This window comes from Pseudomonas antarctica, assembly GCF_001647715.1.
Lineage (GTDB): Bacteria > Pseudomonadota > Gammaproteobacteria > Pseudomonadales > Pseudomonadaceae > Aquipseudomonas > Aquipseudomonas antarctica_A.
Window position 1 is genome coordinate 4379078 of the sequence record NZ_CP015600.1, and the last position, 18288, is coordinate 4397365.

The 18288-nt window shown below is 54.0% G+C and carries 14 protein-coding genes, 1 tRNA gene and 1 pseudogene; 5 read left to right on the top strand and 11 right to left on the bottom strand.

Annotated elements, in window-relative coordinates; all coding sequences use genetic code 11:
* Positions 1-35: 35 nt before the first annotated feature.
* A complete protein-coding gene (locus A7J50_RS19840) occupies positions 36-1253 on the bottom strand; it encodes an MFS transporter (RefSeq protein ID WP_064453340.1) in 1218 nt (405 codons plus the stop codon).
* A gap of 121 nt (positions 1254-1374) precedes the next feature.
* Between A7J50_RS19840 and A7J50_RS19845 the strand changes: the two genes are divergently transcribed.
* Positions 1375-2022, top strand: a complete 648-nt coding sequence (locus A7J50_RS19845) for a TetR/AcrR family transcriptional regulator (RefSeq protein ID WP_064453341.1) — start codon at positions 1375-1377, stop codon at positions 2020-2022.
* 183 nt (positions 2023-2205) lie between these two features.
* Here the strand turns inward: A7J50_RS19845 and A7J50_RS19850 are convergent, their stop codons facing one another.
* From A7J50_RS19850 to A7J50_RS19870, 5 genes are all read right to left on the bottom strand, one after another.
* Entirely contained in the window at positions 2206-2877 is a 672-nt protein-coding gene (locus A7J50_RS19850) for a hypothetical protein (RefSeq protein ID WP_064453342.1), read from the bottom strand.
* 111 nt (positions 2878-2988) lie between these two features.
* Positions 2989-3702 carry a YbhB/YbcL family Raf kinase inhibitor-like protein gene (locus tag A7J50_RS30855; RefSeq protein WP_208604441.1) on the bottom strand — a complete coding sequence of 238 codons (714 nt, stop codon included), beginning with the start codon at positions 3700-3702 and terminating at the stop codon, positions 2989-2991.
* Positions 3703-4307: 605 nt separating this feature from the next.
* Positions 4308-5231 (bottom strand): enoyl-CoA hydratase-related protein, encoded by a 924-nt coding sequence (locus A7J50_RS19860; protein WP_237140858.1) that lies wholly within the window; start codon positions 5229-5231, stop codon positions 4308-4310.
* Positions 5232-5272: 41 nt separating this feature from the next.
* The gene (locus tag A7J50_RS19865) at positions 5273-6478 is read right to left on the bottom strand and encodes a CaiB/BaiF CoA transferase family protein (RefSeq protein ID WP_064453345.1); all 1206 of its coding nucleotides are present in this window, start codon (positions 6476-6478) and stop codon (positions 5273-5275) included.
* A 726-nt stretch (positions 6479-7204) separates the two neighbouring features.
* The gene (locus tag A7J50_RS19870; RefSeq protein WP_064453346.1) at positions 7205-8107 is read right to left on the bottom strand and encodes a LysR family transcriptional regulator; all 903 of its coding nucleotides are present in this window, start codon (positions 8105-8107) and stop codon (positions 7205-7207) included.
* Between the two features lie 426 nt (positions 8108-8533).
* Between A7J50_RS19870 and A7J50_RS30865 the strand changes: the two genes are divergently transcribed.
* Both A7J50_RS30865 and A7J50_RS19880 read left to right on the top strand, forming a co-directional pair.
* Positions 8534-9640, top strand: coding sequence for an L-dopachrome tautomerase-related protein (locus A7J50_RS30865; RefSeq protein ID WP_082895931.1), 1107 nt, complete (start codon positions 8534-8536; stop codon positions 9638-9640).
* 56 nt (positions 9641-9696) lie between these two features.
* Positions 9697-10116 (top strand): glycine betaine ABC transporter substrate-binding protein, encoded by a 420-nt coding sequence (locus tag A7J50_RS19880; protein ID WP_064453348.1) that lies wholly within the window; start codon positions 9697-9699, stop codon positions 10114-10116.
* Between the two features lie 166 nt (positions 10117-10282).
* On the opposite strand, the pseudogene A7J50_RS19885 reads toward A7J50_RS19880, so the two are convergent.
* The 3 genes and pseudogenes from A7J50_RS19885 to A7J50_RS19895 all read right to left on the bottom strand — a co-directional run.
* A pseudogene (locus A7J50_RS19885) lies at positions 10283-10909 on the bottom strand (TetR/AcrR family transcriptional regulator); the annotation flags it as partial.
* A 511-nt stretch (positions 10910-11420) separates the two neighbouring features.
* Positions 11421-11496: transfer RNA gene (locus tag A7J50_RS19890), tRNA-Asn, on the bottom strand.
* Between the two features lie 82 nt (positions 11497-11578).
* On the bottom strand, positions 11579-12466 hold the full coding sequence (locus A7J50_RS19895) for a LysR family transcriptional regulator (RefSeq protein ID WP_064453350.1): 888 nt from the start codon (positions 12464-12466) through the stop codon (positions 11579-11581).
* Positions 12467-12567: 101 nt separating this feature from the next.
* Between A7J50_RS19895 and lldD the strand changes: the two genes are divergently transcribed.
* Positions 12568-13710 carry an FMN-dependent L-lactate dehydrogenase LldD gene (gene lldD / locus A7J50_RS19900; protein ID WP_064453351.1) on the top strand — a complete coding sequence of 381 codons (1143 nt, stop codon included), beginning with the start codon at positions 12568-12570 and terminating at the stop codon, positions 13708-13710.
* Positions 13711-13991: 281 nt separating this feature from the next.
* A complete protein-coding gene (locus A7J50_RS19905; protein ID WP_053257198.1) occupies positions 13992-14918 on the top strand; it encodes a GGDEF domain-containing protein in 927 nt (308 codons plus the stop codon).
* A 22-nt stretch (positions 14919-14940) separates the two neighbouring features.
* On the opposite strand, the gene A7J50_RS19910 is transcribed toward A7J50_RS19905, so the two are convergent.
* A complete protein-coding gene (locus tag A7J50_RS19910; RefSeq protein WP_410524803.1) occupies positions 14941-15714 on the bottom strand; it encodes a TenA family transcriptional regulator in 774 nt (257 codons plus the stop codon).
* A 79-nt stretch (positions 15715-15793) separates the two neighbouring features.
* Positions 15794-18256 carry an EAL domain-containing protein gene (locus A7J50_RS19915; protein ID WP_064453353.1) on the bottom strand — a complete coding sequence of 821 codons (2463 nt, stop codon included), beginning with the start codon at positions 18254-18256 and terminating at the stop codon, positions 15794-15796.
* Positions 18257-18288: the final 32 nt, after the last annotated feature.

Genomic DNA, 18288 nt, shown 5'->3' on the forward strand with positions numbered 1-18288 from the left:
GGCAGGTTATTGATGAGCTGTGCTCAGCAACCGTATCAATGGCCTTCCACCACTGGCTTGCCGGTACCACGAGCTCCCGGTTTGAAACCATGTTCACTGGACCACCAGGCAATCGCAAACGACAGCGCAATCAGTACCACCATGGCCCATGGAAAAGCTGCGACACCCCACGTATCAAGTAACACCCCTCCCACTATGCCGCTGCCGGCAATCGCACTGTTCCACGCCACCACATTCAGCGACAGCGCCACATCCGCGCCATCCCCGGCGGCATCCGCCAGCGCGGTTTGCAGCAGCGTGGCAGCACCGCCGAAGCTCAAGCCCCACACAGCCACGTCGAGGTAAATCACCCAAGGCACGCTGCCCGACACACCGAACACCACAGACACCAGCGCGAATGTCGCCAGGCTCACCAGTACGGTCTTGCGCAATAGCGGCTCGACCAATTTTGCCGTCAGCCAAATCCCCACCAACGCAGCGATGCCAAATACCAGCAGCACCAGATCGACCCGATCGGCCAATCCCGCAGGCGCCACGAACGGAGCGATGTAGGTGTACAGAATGTTGTGCGCCAGCATCCAACTGATCACTACCGCCAGCACCGGCCGCACGCCGGGCGTGGTCAGCACTTTACCCAGCGACAAACGCTGATGCGCCGCCTGCGGCGGATAGTCCGGGACTTTCGCCAGCACCCACACAATCAGCACCAAGGTTAGCGCCGACATGAGGCCGAACGTCGTGCGCCAGCCCACCAGCCCCCCCAGCCACGTGCCGAGCGGTACGCCCAACGACAGCGCAATCGGTGTGCCGACCATGGCCAATGCGAGCGCCCTGCCCTGTTGCTCCGGCGCGACCATACGCCGGGCATAACCCGCCAGCAGGCTCCAGGCCAAGCCCGCCGCCACACCGGCGAAGAAACGCGCCACCAGGGTGACGCCGTAGTGGGACGACAGCGCAGTGATGGAGTTGAACAGCAGGAAGCCGACAATGGTCAGCAACAACACATTACGCCGACGCCAGCCCCGGGTGGCAATCGTCATGGGGATCACCGCCAGCACGGAGCCCAATGCGTAGGCGGTGACCATCTGCCCGGCTGCCGAAGGGGAAATCGACAGGCCTTCGCTGATCAACGGCAGCAGGCCGGCGGGCAGGGTTTCAGTGACGATGCAGATAAAGCCGGTCATGGCCAGGGCGAGCAAGGCGCCAATGGGCAGGCGCTCGGACGACGCGGATAAGCTGAGTGAGGGGGTCACGGGAAACTCCTTTTGAGCCACTTAAATACTGATCGATACAACTGTTGCAGGTAGGCGTGATGCATTGTCAACGACTTATGTATCGACTAGTATTTATCTCGTAATCCAGAGGACTCTTGAAATGGCACAGATGGGCCGCCCGCGTAATTTTGACCGTGACCAGGCCGTGGAGCAGGCCCTGCACTTGTTCTGGGAGCACGGCTACGACGCCACCTCACTCGCCCAGCTCAAGGCCGGCCTGGGCGGTGGTATCTCCGCGCCGAGTTTTTACGCGGCGTTCGGCTCCAAAGAGGCACTGTTCGATGAATGCGTGCAGCGCTACCTCGCGACCTACGCCCAGGTCACCGAATGCCTGTGGGACGAAAACCTGGCTCCACGCCAGGCCATCGAAACCGCGCTGCGCCAGTCGGCACGCATGCAGTGTGAGGACGGGCACCCCAAGGGCTGCATGGTGGCGCTGGGCGTGATGAGCGCACCCAGCCCTGAAAATGCGCGGGTGGCGGATGCCTTGACGCAATCGCGCGCACGAACGCGGGCGGGCATCGTGGCGTGTGTTGAGCGCGGAATCCGCGCCGGGCAACTCCCGGACACGCTTGAAGCACCGGTGATGGCGACGGTGTTTGACAGCTTCCTGCAAGGCGTTTCGATCCTGGCGCGCGATAAAGTGACACACACCACCCTTGATGCCGCGATAACACAGCTAATGCAGACGTGGGATATTGCTTCTGCGATGGTGGCGAGCAGAGTCGAAGACACCGGAACCGTTTAAACGGTTGCTATGCGTATGCACTGGCGCACTGTCCCACCGGGCGCCTGTGCCGACACATATTTTGGTGGCACTCCAACGGTTAATGAAGGCTTTGCCTGGCCCACCTAAAAGGGCTGCGCGAGCCGATACAATTTAACGCCCTACCCCAACAACCTTGCCGTTCAATCAACAGAGTGGCATTGGCTATTTTGATCGATCGCTTAGACGCTTCACTTGATCTAGTTGCTCCTTCAAAAAGAACGCTAACTGAAGTCTGGTTCTTTCGGAGCAATCAATGACATGACCGCCATTATGTTCTATCACCAAGGGCCTCTTAAAGAGGGCCGACACCTCGTAGGAATAACGCAGCGGGACTATAAAATCCGCACGCCCAATTATGTGCACCGAAGGAAGGTCGTAACTGTCTTTTGCTTCATAGAGACTCTGTAGAAGCGGGTCATTGGCGAAAAAACCACCCACCAAAATTGCAAAATTAAAAGCAAGAGGATATTGCGCCCCAATAATGCCGTCCGGCGCGCGAAGCCCAACCAATAAAGCAGTAAGCGCCGCCCCTTGGCTAAAACCCAGAACCCCGTCAAATGGCCCATTGTCTCTAAAAAACGAGACTATATGTTCATAGGTTTTTGCCCACCCTTTATAACTCACCGGTGTGGAATGCACACCGGCCCCCTTAACCTTATTACTTGCCTCTATAGCATGCCACCAACCGTGGTCACCCTCAGCAAGGCTGGGGGCATCCAAATAAATAAAGTCAGCCAGTTCTTTCAGCTCGCTTACCAGCGAATTAGATTGGTTTTGCATGATATCGGCGCTTCCGTGATAGCCATGCAAGCAAAGAATTCGAAGCTTTTTCATTACATTGTCCATATAAAAACGTAAAAAATCAGCTAAGCACCAGCATGACTATAATCCTGGTGCGCAGCTGATTTGCTTTAGCTAAAAACAGATATCGACGCCGACGTCTTACTAGCGACCATAGTAAGCAGTGAAACTAGCCTTACCTAAAACTTTGTCACCTAGCCCTTTATTCAAAAAGAATGAATGAATCGCTGGGCTCGCTGTTTTTGGAATGCCTGCGGCTTTTTCGATATCATCAACAGACAAGGCGTAAGCCGTGAAAACGTAAGCATGTGGTTTGTCCCCCAGCGGTGGGCATGGGCCGCCGTAGTTTCCATTCGCACCTGTAGCGCCGGTATCAACAAAATCGTTAGTACCATTTGACGCGGGCACTGGCAGCTTGCCACCAGCGCTACCAGCACCCCGGGCAAGCCCTGTTTCTGAGGCAGGAATGTTGTACACCGCCCAATGCCAGAAACCACTACCCGTAGGCAAATCCTTATCTTGGACTTGCAGCGCGACAGACTTTGTTCCGGCCGGCAGATTTGACCACTGGATTGCTGGCGAAACGTTGGAGCCCGAGCAACCAAAGCCATTGAGCAGATAGGCTTTGTCGAATTGGCCCGACGCCAAGTCAGGACTTGATACCGTAAAGGCAGATGCGGCTGACGCTAACGTGCTTAAGCTACTCATCACCATAAACGCTGCCAACGCAGCGCCACGGGGAAAAGCCGACAAAAAAGTTTTATCGTTAGATCTTTTAGTGTTTGAGAAAATGGGCATGTTTGTTCCTTCGAATTCATTATTTTCGTTTGCGATGCGGGTCGTTTCTCTAGAGCTCATGGGGTGGCACCTCGTGATTGGGTGCATTAAAAGTATCGATAAAGAGGTGACCGTTCTATATGAAAACGCTCAAGAGATCATTGCAAAAAACGAAGGAGTCGGCACTACAAAGAGCGCACAACACCACTTTCTTAACCATGGCAATTTAATGAAGTAACAACGCCCCATCCAAAATGTGCTACCGCTGCAGTACAGGGTTGATTATTTACATTTGCGATGGCATATGCTGAGATGGACAATTACTTATGAAATACTGAGGTGCTCGCGCTGATCCCCCGCCCCAGAACACAGGCTGATACTCAGAAACATAAATAATAAATGCGCCACCCTTGAGGCTTCGTTTATAAGATCTGGACGCCATGAAGCAGGGCAGGATGATTTGAAAAAACAGACTGCAAACAACCGAAAACAATTCGTCGTCTTAAGAGCTTGCAAGAAAAATAGGCATTTGACCTAAACTGAGCGCTCTAATCAAAAACGAGATCACCCGCGTCGGCTCTAAATACGCAGGTACGTCAATCGATGGGTGAAAACGTCTGTGATACGTCATTGCTTCGATCCTAAGAAGGCCATGCTGGACCGTCTTAGGATCGGACGATCACGGTTTAACGGTGGCGGAAAACAGGCGCACGCTTACTCAGAAATGCTTGCATGCCTTCTTTTTGTCCATCCGTTGCAAAGGCGGCTTGGAAAAGCCTTCTCTCGTGCAATGCACCTTCGGTCAAACCGACCTCTAGCGCACGGTTGACTGCCGCTTTGGCCATGCGTACCGCGGGCAAATTGTAGCCCGCGATTGTATGTGCCGCTTCTAACGCTGTTTGCAGCAACTCCGAGGAAGGTACGATTCTTGACACTAATCCAGCGGCCTTCGCCTCCAGTGCATTTATAGATCGGCCCGTAAGTATCATATCCATCGCCAATGCCTTACCGACCGATTTGGTGAGACGTTGAGAGCCGCCAATACCGGGGAGTATCCCGAGTTTAATTTCAGGCTGGCCAAAATGAGCGTCCTCCGCTGCAATAATGAAATCACACATCATTGCTAACTCACAACCTCCACCCAGCGCGTAACCACTGACAGCAGCAACGATAGGTTTACCAATAGAAAGTAGTTCTTGCCAGGCCGCAAAAATATCTTGATTTTGCAGGTCGACCATTGTTTTGTCAGCCATCTCTTCAATATCCGCACCCGCAGCAAAAGCTCGCGGACTGCCCACAATGACGATCGCTCCCACGTTTTCATCTGCGTCAAAACCTCTCAATGCTGACACCACCTCTTGTGACATTAGCACGTTGATCGCATTCAAACTTTTCGGCCGATTTAAGGTAATTATTCCGACACGCCCACGGCGCTCAACCAAAATCGTTTCATACTGGAGCTTAGAAAAAGCGTCAACGTTACTTCCCGCCTCATTTAATGGCGCGGACACGTGAAGCGGTGATTTTTTACCAGTCGACACACTTGGAGTTGATGAAGTTGACATTTCTAGTACCTCGTTAGCAATAAGTAGACTTCGAATATCAGTCATGGCACTTAAACTGACTTCTTTAATTAACGTTGACCTTGAATTTAAACAGCAGGGGCATAGTCTCCGGTCTGCGACATGAGTTCAGCCAGTATTTTTTCTCTGTGCTCGTCCAGTGCTGGAGCCCTTATTGGAACTGAGCCATCAATATCCCTATAACCGCTGAGCTTTATCGGATTCCCCGCAGTCCTAACAGGGCGTCCCGCAGCGCCCTGGACTTTAATAATCATATTTCGCGCGTCTAATTGAGGATTATCGAAGAGTTGATCAATCGTATTGAGCGGTGAACAAGGAACGCCCGCTGCATTCAAACGCTCACTCCAGTGTGCAATCGGTGAGTGGGCCGTAATCGCTTCTATAGCGGGTACCAACAAATGACGATTACGACAGCGCAGGTCATTCGTTATGAAGCGAGGGTCCAGCGCCAGCTGTGGATTTCCCAGTGCATCTGCCATCAGCAGAAAAAGTTGATCATTTCCCGCAGCAATAACAAAACGACCATCGAGCGCGGCAAAGGTCTCAAAGGGTGCGAGTGATGGATGGCTATCACCCGTCCGCGTAGGGACCTTACCTTCCGTATCGAATCGTGCAAGTGCCGTTTCTAGAAGGGCGGCTTGGCAATCCAGCATGCCGATATCAACACGCACTCCTTGAGCATTCTGAGTTCTTTTATAAAGCGATGACACAATGCCGATAACAGCGAATAAAGCGGCACTCAGATCACCAAAACTTGTACCTACACGCGCAGGTGACGCATCAGGCCACCCTGTTAGACTCATGATTCCACCCATCGCCTGAACCACCATATCGTAGCCAGGCAAACTGCTGAATGGTCCTGTTTGTCCGAAGCCTGAGATAGAGGCATATATGAGATGTGGATGAGTTTGCGCTAAGCGTTCGGCGCCATAGCCCAATCGCTCCATTACGCCTGGCCGAAAGTTTTCAACTAGCACATCTGCCTGTCCCAGTAGACGCTCAAGCAGGTCACGGTCTCTCGGGCTTTTAATGTCTAGCGCGATACTTTCCTTGCCGCGGTTGAAGCACATGAAGTAGACCGACTCCTGCTCCAAAAAAGGCCCAAACGCTCGTGTGTCATCTCCTGTAGCCAACCGCTCTATCTTGATCACACGAGCACCTAGATCGGCAAGGACCATTGTGCAGTATGGGCCTGCCAACACGCGTGAGAAGTCCAGGACGGTGATGCCGTCCAGAGGTCCTTTTTTGGGTGGAATACTGTGTGGGGTTTCCATTTTTATTCTTACCTCTGCTGATAGTTCGTGGCCGGCGTTTGAGTATTTCTTTCGTTGCCCAGCTCATGTGTGGCAACCGGTTGATCAGGATTAGCTCGAAATGCGCTCGCTGGGATTGGCGAACGCGTAGCCAGAAGCTAGATCACCCGCACGCTGAGTTTGATAGCGTGGAATTTTATTAGACCTATCGTCTATAAAACGGTAAAAAAACAACACTTCAAGCACCTGAAACGTATCTGCAGCAGCGGCAGCGGCTCGGCAGCACCCAGCACACGATCCAGACGTACATCAATTTAATACTTGAAAATTTCACATGAGGTCATCACAGCTCATGGCTCCACTCAACCAGACTGACCTTTTAGAGACCGTACCGATTTGAGTATTTCGGCAACTCCAGTTGCCTACACCCTCTACTCCATGAGGGCAGCAGCAGGGATAAGCGTGATTCGCGTTTCTCGTTAACCCGCATCGATCGTCAATGGGCAGCCTCGCTTGCGAGGAAAGGCTGCCGAGCCTGCCGTTTAAAATTAATAGACTGGGCGTCTATAAAAGTCAACAAGAAGCTTTCTGCCACATCGCTCACACTGAAAAGTATCAATAAATTCATAACGTTACAGATGCTATGGCAACATTACTGGTTCAGCGCCAAGCCTGTGACTCATCAAAAACTCTAGACACTGACCTTCCTTGACGCCACAGACGCATCCCCGAACACCAGCATCAGAGCTATACATACTCTCCAATTTTATCTTTCATAAACTCAATGAATGCTCTAACTCGCTTGGGAACATATACACGGGAGGTATAGAGCAGCCAAAGTACGTTATCGAAGTCCGTGGGCGTGGCTTCTATGTTCGGAAATAAGTTAATCAACTTTCCGGCCGCCAAATCCTCTTTGACAATCCAATCGGCAAGCAACGCAGGCCCTTGATGATCCAATGCCGCCCGATGCATTGCCAGTGAATTGGAAACGACTAACCAACCATCTACGCTCACTTCCTGGACCCTTCCCGATGCGTCACGAAATTTCCACGGGGAAAGATGACCGTGAACCGAACAGCGCAGACAGTTATGTACGGCAAGTTCAGAAGGCTGAATAGGTCGACCGTGGCGATTAAGGTATTCAGGACTGGCGCATACGTGATAGCGAATTTTAGCCAGTCGCGTGCCAATCATTGAGGTGTCCGTCGGCTGGCGCAGACGTAGCGCAATGTCGACACCTTCACCGACCAAGTCAACCAATGTATCGGACAGCAACAAATCCACCTCAATTTCCGGGTATGACTCCCTCAGGGCAGGCAACAAAGGAATTAAAACTCTGTAGCCAAATGTCACTGAAGCAGTCACGCGTACTATACCCGCTGGGCTGCCCACTACGTCTCGAGCTTGATCACTGGCGTGCGCCAGATCTTGAAGCAGTTTTCGTGCATGTTCGTAGTAAATTTTACCTGCCTCAGTCAAAGCTACTCGACGTGTAGTCCTCTCAAGTAAGCGTAAACCTAAACTTTTCTCCAACGTCGTGACGGCGCGAGTAACGGCTGAAGGATCGATATCAAAACTACGGGCAGCAGCGGCAAAACTACCCTTCTGGGCTGTTTCAACAAACAGAGCAAGATGCGATGTGTCCATCGGTTATACACTCAAGTAGTGTCCGATACTAGCACCGGTAGTGCCTACCCAGTCTAGCCAGCGCTGACGACGAAACAGCACAGAATTGATTTGCCGGGGTGGCCACCTCGAATCATCTGCAACAGCCGTACGATCAAAATTTCTTGTTGTGTCAGTGCCTTAGCCACAGGTAAATAGAGGCGAAAAGCTCATGATTTTCAATTTTCTATTGAAAGTGAATCCTGATTTCGTAGGTTCAATTAGCCCCACCGAACGCTCAGCATTCCTGTGTCTAAAGCGCAATCGACCCAGCTAGCCTGATAACCACTGCCCAATTCGCGGAAAACGGAATGCGATTAAAAGCTGAAGCTTTAGAAACACGACCCACTAATCAAATTCCTTTTCGTGGACGAAACCGTTAAGGACTTAACTCTGGATTCCAAGGGCATGAAAAAAAATTTTAGTTCCTCTTACGTAGGCTTGATTTCCATCGCAATAAGCCTTGCTGCTGCAACTTCTGCCTGCGCGACAAGTAAGCGCCCTTCACTAGAGGTAGCCGTAGAAAGCAACCAACAGATTTGGAATGCTGTTGTTCACGTGGGGAATAGAACATTTATGTCTGGTCCACGCTGGACTGGGTCAACGGGCCCTCAGCTAAACGTGATAGACAAGAATGGGGAGCGTGGAGCGTTTCCAAATCTTGAATGGAACAATTGGATCACAGGAAAAGATGCTAGCCACTCGTTTGTAAACATTAATGCGCTGCGGCTGGAGGGAAACAAATTATGGGTGGTCGATACGGGTTCACCTGATTTCGGTGGCAATCCCGTTAAGGCCGGAGCTAAGCTCGTGTGCATTGACCTGGTTGAAAATCGAGTGGTCCACACATACTACTTCCCGACAAATGTGGCTAAACCCGGCAGCTATGTAGATGACGTTCGCTTTCACAAGGGGAAGGCTTTCCTCACGGATGCCGGTCACGGTGGAATAATTGTACTTGACCTTGAATCGGGCATATCCCGTAGGGTTCTTGAAAACCATCCATCTGTCACTGCATCAACTGAAAGAAACATTGTACTCAGCCACAAGGTCGTCAGATTACCAAACGGCTCTCCATTACGAGTCAACTCCGACCCGCTGGAAATCAGCCAAGATGGGTACTGGCTTTACTTCGGCGCATTACAAGGGCCTTGGTACAAAGTGCGCACCGATGACCTCGTGGATACAACGCTTTCACCACAACGCCTTGCGGCAAGTGTTGAACCTTTTGCCGATATACCACCCACAGGTGGATCTGTAATGGATGCAAAGGGAAACTTGTACTTTTCGGATCTGGCAAACGACGCATTTCGAGTTCGCCACGTTGATGGAACTATTGAAACGCTGATCGTGGACAAACGCTTACATTGGGTTGACGCACCCTTTTTAGATCGAGAGGGAGGGCTTTGGCTTCCCACGCCTCAAATGGACAGAACAGCCCTCTTCAATAATGGAAAATCGCAACTTCAGTGGCCGATTCGAATTTATCACCTTGCACCCTCTACAAAACCTTAACGGGCCAATGCCAAGGGACTGTGAATTAGAAGAGCTGAACACGCTAGAGTACTTATATGAAAGCACTAAGAAGCGCCAACGTTCAAATGACGAGCGATAGAGTCATAAAGTTAGGTGTCATCGATCTATCATTCCATCGAGCGACAGCGGCGGTGGTCACTAAAATATTTGAAATCTTAGGATTTACTGTCGAACGTAATTTTGCCCTTCATGAAGAGACATTTCGGCAATTGAGAGCGGGTGATATTGATATGGTTGTCTCTGCTTGGTTACCCCACAGCCACGGTAACTACAAGAAAGAGGTAGAGCAGCGCGTTGCCACGGTCGAGCTAGGTACCCATTACGAACCGTTCGCTTATTGGGGGGTTCCCTACTACATCCCCCAACAGTGTGTAAATTCAGTCGAGGACCTACGCAAACCTGACGTCAAAGAAGGGCATAAGACTATGGGGCCGAGAGAGAATTCAAACGGTTGATTGCAGAGGCCCAAAAACTCTTGTCCGAAGCCTAATGTTCATTAGGGTTTGGACAAAGCTCATCAACCGCCCCTGCCCCCTCCAAGACGCAAATGGACATTCGCTCGCCAATCGCGCTATTTACACATCGGTTTGGTACTGAATGAAACGTGCCACCGCTGGCCCTTAGGCTCATCAAAAATATATCCGCAAACACCCGTAAAGGCGCACCACTACGCTCTAGCTTCGCGCGCAGAACAGCACCTTCCCAGCCAATCCAGAAATACGCCGCGAAGCGTGCGCAATCCGTATCGTTGGAGATTTCGCCAACTGCCTTGGCTTCGTCCAGACAACGTGCGATCCGGGACTGCCAATCCAGTAATACATCAGTAAGTTGAACTCGAAAGGATTCCGGTAGGGATCCCATTTCCTGCCCCAAATTACCGACGAGGCAGCCACGGCGGAAATCGAATCGCTGCATGCCACGCTCCGCTACCTCGCAGAACGCTTCAATGCGCTTAAGCGGTGTCAGGCTGTCGTCAAGCAGACAGTGGTCGAGTTTACGCACGAAATAACGGGCGTACTGCGTGATCAGTTCAAGGCCGTAAGCTTCTTTGCTCTCAAAGAAATGATAGAAAGATCCTTTGGGCACTCCAACCGACTTCAATATTTCGTCAATGCCAGTGGCCGAAAATCCCTTCTCTGTCAAAACGGCAACGCCAGCACGACACAGCGTGTCACGCGTCTCTCGGTAATCGCCTGCGGCTTTCGCCGGACGACCGCGCTTGCGGGGGGCAGCTGTAATGTTCTTCATACGTCGATTATTAGACTGCTCGTCTTCATCAAGCAACTCATTCCTCACGCCCGCATCCTCTTTTCCGGAGCAGCGGCCTATTCGGCGGTAGGCATCACCCGTTCGACACCGTTTCCAATACTTTTCAGCCAGCGGTACAGGGTGGATTTTTGCTTGATATATGAGCAAACGACTTACTCGCCAAATTCATGACCGCTCGCTAACTGCAATGCGTTGGCGGAATCAGGCACGCGAACGCAGGCAAGCACTGGACCGAAGATTTTCTCTTCGCACGCCAGCGCCAGGCATTACCAGTCTGAAGTTCTTCACACCCCCTAGACCAGTAAAAGTTTGCCATGGCGAGCACTGGCCTCGTAGATACAGCTGGCAATTAGAGCGGAACGACTGAAATGACTTTCATGGGCTTACTTCTGAATCGAAGGTATAGAGACGGTGTCATACTGTGCGCTTTGATCGCACGGCCAAATCCAAGCCAAAAAAAAGCCTGCATCTCTGCAGGCTTTTCTTTATCTGGCTCCACGACCTGGACTCGAACCAGGGACCCAATGATTAACAGTCATTTGCTCTACCAACTGAGCTATCGCGGAATGCACCGTATGTTACTGATTAAAAAGAAGAAGTCAAGCATTACGATGTAATTCGGCCGAAAACCCGCACAGACGGTGTCCTTCACTGCACAGGGCTGGCCATTTCTTTGGCCAGGTCCAGCCATGCGCGGGCTGCGGGTGGCAGGTGGGCACTGGCACGCCAAGCCAGGGCGATGTGCCAATCGGTGTGCGGCTCGTCCAGGGGGATCAAGGCAATGCCGGCGTGCTGATGTTTGAGCGCAAGCATGCGCGGCAAAAAGGCGACGCCCAATCCGGCGGAAACCAGGTCGACGATAAAGTCGATTTGCCCGCTACGCGCCGTTACTCGTGGCGTGACGCCCTTGCGCTCACAGGCGGCGAGGATCTTGGCGTTCAGGGCGAAGCCGGCTTCGAACAAGATGAACGGGGAGTCGGCGAGGTCAGTGAAGTCGATGCGTTTGCGTCGGGCCAGTGGGTGGCTCATGGGTAACACAGCCATCAGCGGTTCATTGCGCACGGGCTGGTAGTCGAACCCTTCATCCGCTGGCAGCAGCAGGGCCGCGAGGTCGACCTCCCCGGCTTCCAGGCATTCGCGCAGCCTTTTGCTGCCGTACTCGGTGAGTTCGATTTCGATGTCGGGGTAGCGCGTGCGGTAGGCCGCGAACATCGCCGCAAACAGTACGCCGCAGCCTACCGGCGGCAAGCCTATGCGCAGTACACCGCGCTTGAGACCGCGCAAATCATTGATCTCAGCCACCAGGTCGTTTTGCTCGGCGAGCAACACCAAGGCGCGGCGGTAAGCAATTTCCCCGGCGGCTGTCAGTTCATTCTTGTGACCCAGGCGGTTAAGCAGCGGCGTGCCCAATTCATCCTCCAGCGTCTTGACCGCCTTGCTCACGGTGGATTGAGTCAATGCCACCACGTCAGCCGCCTGGGAGAAGCCGCCCTGGCGCACCACTTCAACAAAGGCACGCAATGTTCGCAGGTTCATTGGTATTCCTTTAGCGACTGGATGCTAGTAATAAAAGTTGTTTTTATCATGCCAGCTTTTTGCTTATGGTGGGGTGACCAAGCTCTGTGGAGAACCCGTTCATGATCATCTCGTCCGCCTCCGACTACCGCGCAGCCGCCAAACGCAAGCTGCCGCGCTTCCTGTTCGACTATATCGACGGCGGCGCTTACGCCGAGCACACGATGCGCGCCAACGGTTCGGACCTGGCCGAGATCAGCCTGCGCCAGCGCATCCTGCGCAATGTCGACAACCTGAGCCTCAAGACCACGTTGTTCGGCAAGGAACAGGACATGCCGATTATCCTCAGCCCGGTTGGCCTGACCGGCATGTATGCGCGTCGTGGTGAAGTGCAGGCCGCCAAGGCCGCGGCCAACAAGGGCATACCGTTCTGCCTGTCGACCGTGTCGGTGTGCCCGATTGAAGAAGTGGCGTCGCAAAGCCCGCAGTCGATCTGGTTCCAGCTCTATGTGCTCAAGGACCGCGGTTTCATGCGTAACGCGCTGGAGCGGGCCCAGGCTGCCGGGGTGACGACACTGGTGTTCACCGTGGACATGCCGACGCCAGGTGCACGCTATCGTGATGCTCACTCCGGCATGTCCGGGCCGTACGCGGCGTCACGCCGAATGCTGCAAGCCATCACCAAGCCACAATGGGCATTCGATGTGGGATTGATGGGCCGCCCCCACGACTTGGGCAATATCTCCAAATACCTCGGCAAACCGACCCACCTGGAAGATTACATCGGCTGGCTGGCGAACAATTTCGACCCTTCGATCAGTTGGAAAGACCTGGAGTGGATCCGCGAGTTCTGGAAGGGCCCGATGATCATCAAGGGCATCCTTGACCCACAGGACGCCAAGGACGCGGTAAGTTTCGGTGCCGATGGCATCGTGGTCTCCAACCACGGCGGCCGTCAGCTCGATGGCGTGTTGTCTACCGCCAAAGCGTTGCCGCCGATTGCCGAGGCGGTGGGCGATGACCTGACAGTGCTCGTGGACTCAGGCATTCGCTCCGGGCTCGACGTGGTGCGCATGCTCGCCCTCGGTGCCAAGGGCTGCCTGCTAGGGCGCTCGACGGTGTATGCCTTGGCCGCCGCCGGCCAGCACGGCGTGGAAAACCTCTTGGATATTTTCGCCAAGGAAATGCGCGTAGCCATGACCTTGACTGGCGTTACGTCGATTGACCAAATTGACCACACCACGTTGGTTCAAGCAGCCAAATAACTGACGCAGTTATTCAGCGACCGATTTTGCCTTTAAAAACGGTCGTTGATTTATAAGGCTTTTTATTAAGTTGAGCAAAGTGGCATGAATCTCGCTCTATTACCATTGAAGCAGGTAAAGCGATGACAAGACGTGTGGCACGGTCCAGGGGTTATAACCCATGGTAAAGCGGTTTAAACTGTTTCCAATGTTTTACGGAACTGAAGGAACAGTAAGACGCTTGGCATTTGCCACTCTCGTGCAGCCTGTAGGACAGTTATGTGCTTAGAGGCCGTCAGCTTATGAAATCACCTACCCAGACCAACGCAATTGACTTCGACAGTGCCAAATTGCAACGCCTGGGGTTTGGTCAGCCAGCTCTCCTTCCACGCCGTCCAGCCACCCTTGCCCAACTTCATCAGCAACTGAGCCAGCAATTGCAAACCAGCCTGGAGCCGGAGCGTATCCTGGCCTTGTTCTTTCGTGAAGTTCAGCGCCTGGTCCCTCTGGACGCTCTGCAATATCGCCATGAAGCCAGCGACTTGCGCCTCGAGTTCGGCCACCGCGGGCACCACTCGGTGAGCTATACCTTGAGCCATGAAGGCGAACACTTGGGCGAGCTGATATTCCGTCGCAACCAACGCTTGATGGAAGATGAGCTGGGCCAACTGGAGTCCCTGCTTTCAACCTTGCTTTACCCGATGCGCAACGCCCTGCTCTATCGCGCCGCCACTCGCAGCGCCCTGCGTGACCCATTGACCGATACCGGTAATCGCATTGCGATGGACCAGACCCTGCAACGGGAAATCGACATGGCCCGGCGACACCTGAGCCCGCTGTCCCTGTTGATGCTGGACATCGATCACTTCAAGAAAATCAACGACACCCACGGCCATGCAGCAGGCGATATCGTACTGCGCGCCGTGGCCGGTTCGATCAAAAGCCAGTTGCGCAACGTAGACATGGTGTTTCGATTTGGCGGGGAAGAGTTTCTGATTTTGCTGTCGAACACCGGCCGGGACGCGGCTGGGATGGTCGGCGAACGCCTGCGCCGGGCTGCGCAGGTTCAGGATTATTGGGCCGATGGCAAGCGGATCGAGCTGACGGTGAGCCTGGGCTGCTCGACCTTGCTGGCTGCCGAGTCTGCCGAAAGCCTGTTGCGCCGGGCCGACAACGCCTTGTATGTGGCAAAGCGCGAAGGTCGCAACCGCTTGGCAATGGCGGGGTAATCACCCCGCCATCACGCTTACATCACGCCTCGCTGGCGACGCGAACCGGGCGTTCGCGAACGGCAGCTGACGCCTTTGCTTTTTCATTTTCCAACTGCATGCAACTTTCCAAAAACAGGTACATGTAGTCATAGCTCTTGCACACGGCCTGGCGCAGCTCTACCTGCAGCGCTTTGCTCGGGTTCATCCCGGCCAGGGTGCAGATGATTTCCAGGGCTTCCCAAGGGTGTGCGTCGTCGTACTGGGCGTGCATCTTCAACCACTTCATCGCGCGCTTGCGGTCCTCCTCAGGGAAGGCTGCCGCGTACACACCGGTCGAACACACCACGGCAGACCACTCCCCAGTCGCCCCCTCGATCGCGTAGTTGGTCGCGGCAATCGCCACGATCAACGCATCGGCCGAGCTGGTGTGCCAGCACCAGTGACTCAGTGCGTGCAATTCAGGCGGTACGTTTTGCGCTTGCAGCTCTTCCAGGCTAACGCCATGCGCGCGAGCCCAATGTACCCAGTAATCGGCGTGGTTGAGCTCCACACGAATATTGCGCATCAGCCACCGACGCGCCATATCCTCCCCAGGATGGCGGGCAAACTTGGTCTTGGTGAGGTTCTGTGCCATGTACAAGGCAAACTGCTCCACCACTGGCCAGCCACCGATCAGGTAGTGGCGCATGGTTTTGGCGCTGAGCGTGTTATCACGCATGCGCTGGTACAGTTCGTGTTCGACAACTCGGCGCTTGCTCTCGCTACAGTCCTGGATCAATTGCTGCGCCCAGGCTGGGTAACTTGAGGCTTCCATAAGCGGGCCGGTTCGATTGAATGTGTCGATCACTGTAGGGCTCCTTTTTTAAGTGTGATTGTACAGACCAGCAAATGTTTCAGCGGAATGTGCCGGGCGCCTTGAATAACAGAGGCTGCGGCCGCACAGGTCGACACTGCAAGCTATCAAAGGTAAACAGTTGCGGGCGTTCAATCAGGTAGCCCTGAGCGTAATCCACACCGATCTCAAGTAAAGCCTGTTCGATCTGCGGTGTTTCAACAAACTCGGCAATGGTGCGTTTACCCATGACGTGGCCGATGTGATTGATCACTTCGACCATGGCGCGGTTAATCGGGTCGTCCAGCATATCCTTTACGAAACTTCCATCGATCTTCAGGAAGTCTACAGGTAAATGTTTCAGATAAGCGAATGAGGACATTCCGGCGCAAAAGTCATCAAGGGAAAAATGGCAACCTAACGCTTTGAGTTCATTAATAAAGCGAATTGCACTGCCCAAATTGGCTATAGCGCTTGTCTCAGTTATTTCAAAACAAATCATTTCCGGCGGAATGCTGTAAGCCTCGAATTTCTCACGTAAAAAACCGAGAAAATCATCATCTCCAATAGTTATGCCTGACAGATTAATCGCACACATGGCCATAGGTCGCCCGGCCCGTTCGTGCATACAACCGGCGATGATCTTGAATACGTTTTCCACCACCCAGCGATCCAGCGACGTCATCAATCCATAACGTTCGGCTGCTGGAATAAAACTGTCGGGCAGAATGATGCGGCCCGCCTCATCGTGCAGCCGCAACAGGATTTCAATATGGCCATTACCGCCATCAGTGTGGCCCAGCGGGGAGATTTCCTGGGAGTAGAGGCAGAAACGATTCTCCTCCAATGCCATGTGCAAACGCTGTACCCAGGCCATTTCGCCAAAACGCAGGGACAATTCCGAATCATCGGTATGGTAGACCTGCACACGGTTACGGCCCTTTTCCTTGGCCATGTAGCACGCCATATCGGCAGCGCGCAGCGACGTTTCCAGGGTGGTCGGGGACTGCGAGATATGCACCAGGCCAATACTGACGGTGGTCATGAACGGTCGGCCCTTCCACACGAAATGCAGGTTTTGCACCGTATGGCGCAGGTTCTCGGCAATCTTTTCCGCCACCGGCGCCGGGCAGTTTTCCAACAGGATGCCGAACTCGTCGCCCCCAAGGCGCGCCAGGGTGTCGCCTTCGCGCAGGTCCGACTGCAGCAGCGCGCAGATATGCCGTAACAGTTCATCACCCGCCGCATGCCCGCAGGTGTCGTTGACCAGCTTGAATTGGTCCAGGTCGAGAAACATCAAGGCATGGCGTCCGCCTTTCTGGCGCCCCACGTTATGCAGCACCTGTTCCAGGCGGAATTCGAACTCGCGGCGATTGGCCAAACCGGTCAAGGCATCGTGGGTGGCTTGCCACGACAGATTGGCAATGTACTGACGCTCCTGCGTCATGTCGTGCAGAACCAGCACCGCGCCGCTGACCTTGCCGGCGCTGCGGATCGGCGCGCCTACCAGGGTGACCGAGACCGTGCTGCCATCCAGGCGCTGGATCAGCTTGGAATGCTCGCTGCCACCACTGAGCCGGCCTTTGATGATGTGCTCGAGCAGGGTGAAGCCGTCGGGTTCGGCAGCCTCATCAAGCAGATTGAATAACGCCGCCAAGGGCAAGCCTTGGGCCTGGGCACTCTTCCAGTGGGTGAGTGCCTCGGCGGCCGGGTTCATGTAGGCGATGGCTCCGTCGACGTCAGTGGTAATCACGCCGTCGCCAATCGACTCCAGGGTGATCTGTGCCCGCTCCCTCTCGGCTTGCAAGGCCGTGGCGAACGCGTGGCGCTGACTCAGCAGCTTGTGGGTACGCAGCAACGCCAGGGCAATCAGGCCCAGGGCGGTGGCCAGGTTAGTGACCAGCAACAGCCGCAGAATCATCCGTGAACCTTCGCCCAAAGCATCGCTGAACGCTTTGGCAGACGGCGTGACGCCGTCATTGATGGCAATGATGCGTTCTTTCCACTCGTTTATATCCCCAGGGCTGACGTGATCACTGCGGATCGCCCGGTGCATTGCCTGGGCCAGGTCATCGAGTTGCACCAGGTAGCCATCGCCCACGGTCCACAGTTCGATGGCTTTTTCCAGGTAACTGAAATGGCGGAAGTTGAGGTACAGCCAAATCAGGCTGGAAACGTCATCGGGGTGGTTGCCGCCCTTGAGGATACCCAGGCGCGCAGCAGTGAGGTCGGGGCTGGAACGGTCCAGGGCGACGCGCAGTTCGTGCCCGCCCTGCGGGACGGCAATGGCTTGCTGGTACTTGAGGAAAGTGGTTTCGTCGCGGTTATCGGCGTAAAGCGTCAGGTAGTAGATAGCGTCTTTCTGACCCTTGGACCAAAGACTCTCGCCAGCCACATAGCCCCGCACCGCCGACAGCACATAGAGACTGACGCAGCCTAACAATGCCTGGAACAATACGACGGCGATAAAGGGCCAAACGATGCCCAACAGCCGTGGCGTTCCGAGAGTCCGCTTTTGCTTCATGAAGTCCCTTACACATGCACAGCTGAATACGC

Bases quoted from the DNA above. Each gene is read 5' to 3' on its own strand.
- A7J50_RS19845 (WP_064453341.1), top strand. From the start codon at position 1,375: ATGGCACAGATGGGCCGCCCGCGTAATTTTGACCGTGACCAGGCCGTG.
- A7J50_RS19850 (WP_064453342.1), bottom strand. From the start codon at position 2,877: ATGAAAAAGCTTCGAATTCTTTGCTTGCATGGCTATCACGGAAGCGCC.
- A7J50_RS30855 (WP_208604441.1), bottom strand. From the start codon at position 3,702: ATGAGCTCTAGAGAAACGACCCGCATCGCAAACGAAAATAATGAATTC.
- A7J50_RS19860 (WP_237140858.1), bottom strand. From the start codon at position 5,231: ATGACTGATATTCGAAGTCTACTTATTGCTAACGAGGTACTAGAAATG.
- A7J50_RS19865 (WP_064453345.1), bottom strand. From the start codon at position 6,478: ATGGAAACCCCACACAGTATTCCACCCAAAAAAGGACCTCTGGACGGC.
- A7J50_RS19870 (WP_064453346.1), bottom strand. From the start codon at position 8,107: ATGGACACATCGCATCTTGCTCTGTTTGTTGAAACAGCCCAGAAGGGT.
- A7J50_RS30865 (WP_082895931.1), top strand. From the start codon at position 8,534: ATGAAAAAAAATTTTAGTTCCTCTTACGTAGGCTTGATTTCCATCGCA.
- A7J50_RS19880 (WP_064453348.1), top strand. From the start codon at position 9,697: ATGAAAGCACTAAGAAGCGCCAACGTTCAAATGACGAGCGATAGAGTC.
- A7J50_RS19895 (WP_064453350.1), bottom strand. From the start codon at position 12,466: ATGAACCTGCGAACATTGCGTGCCTTTGTTGAAGTGGTGCGCCAGGGC.
- lldD (WP_064453351.1), top strand. From the start codon at position 12,568: ATGATCATCTCGTCCGCCTCCGACTACCGCGCAGCCGCCAAACGCAAG.
- A7J50_RS19905 (WP_053257198.1), top strand. From the start codon at position 13,992: ATGAAATCACCTACCCAGACCAACGCAATTGACTTCGACAGTGCCAAA.
- A7J50_RS19910 (WP_410524803.1), bottom strand. From the start codon at position 15,714: ATGGAAGCCTCAAGTTACCCAGCCTGGGCGCAGCAATTGATCCAGGAC.
- A7J50_RS19915 (WP_064453353.1), bottom strand. From the start codon at position 18,256: ATGAAGCAAAAGCGGACTCTCGGAACGCCACGGCTGTTGGGCATCGTT.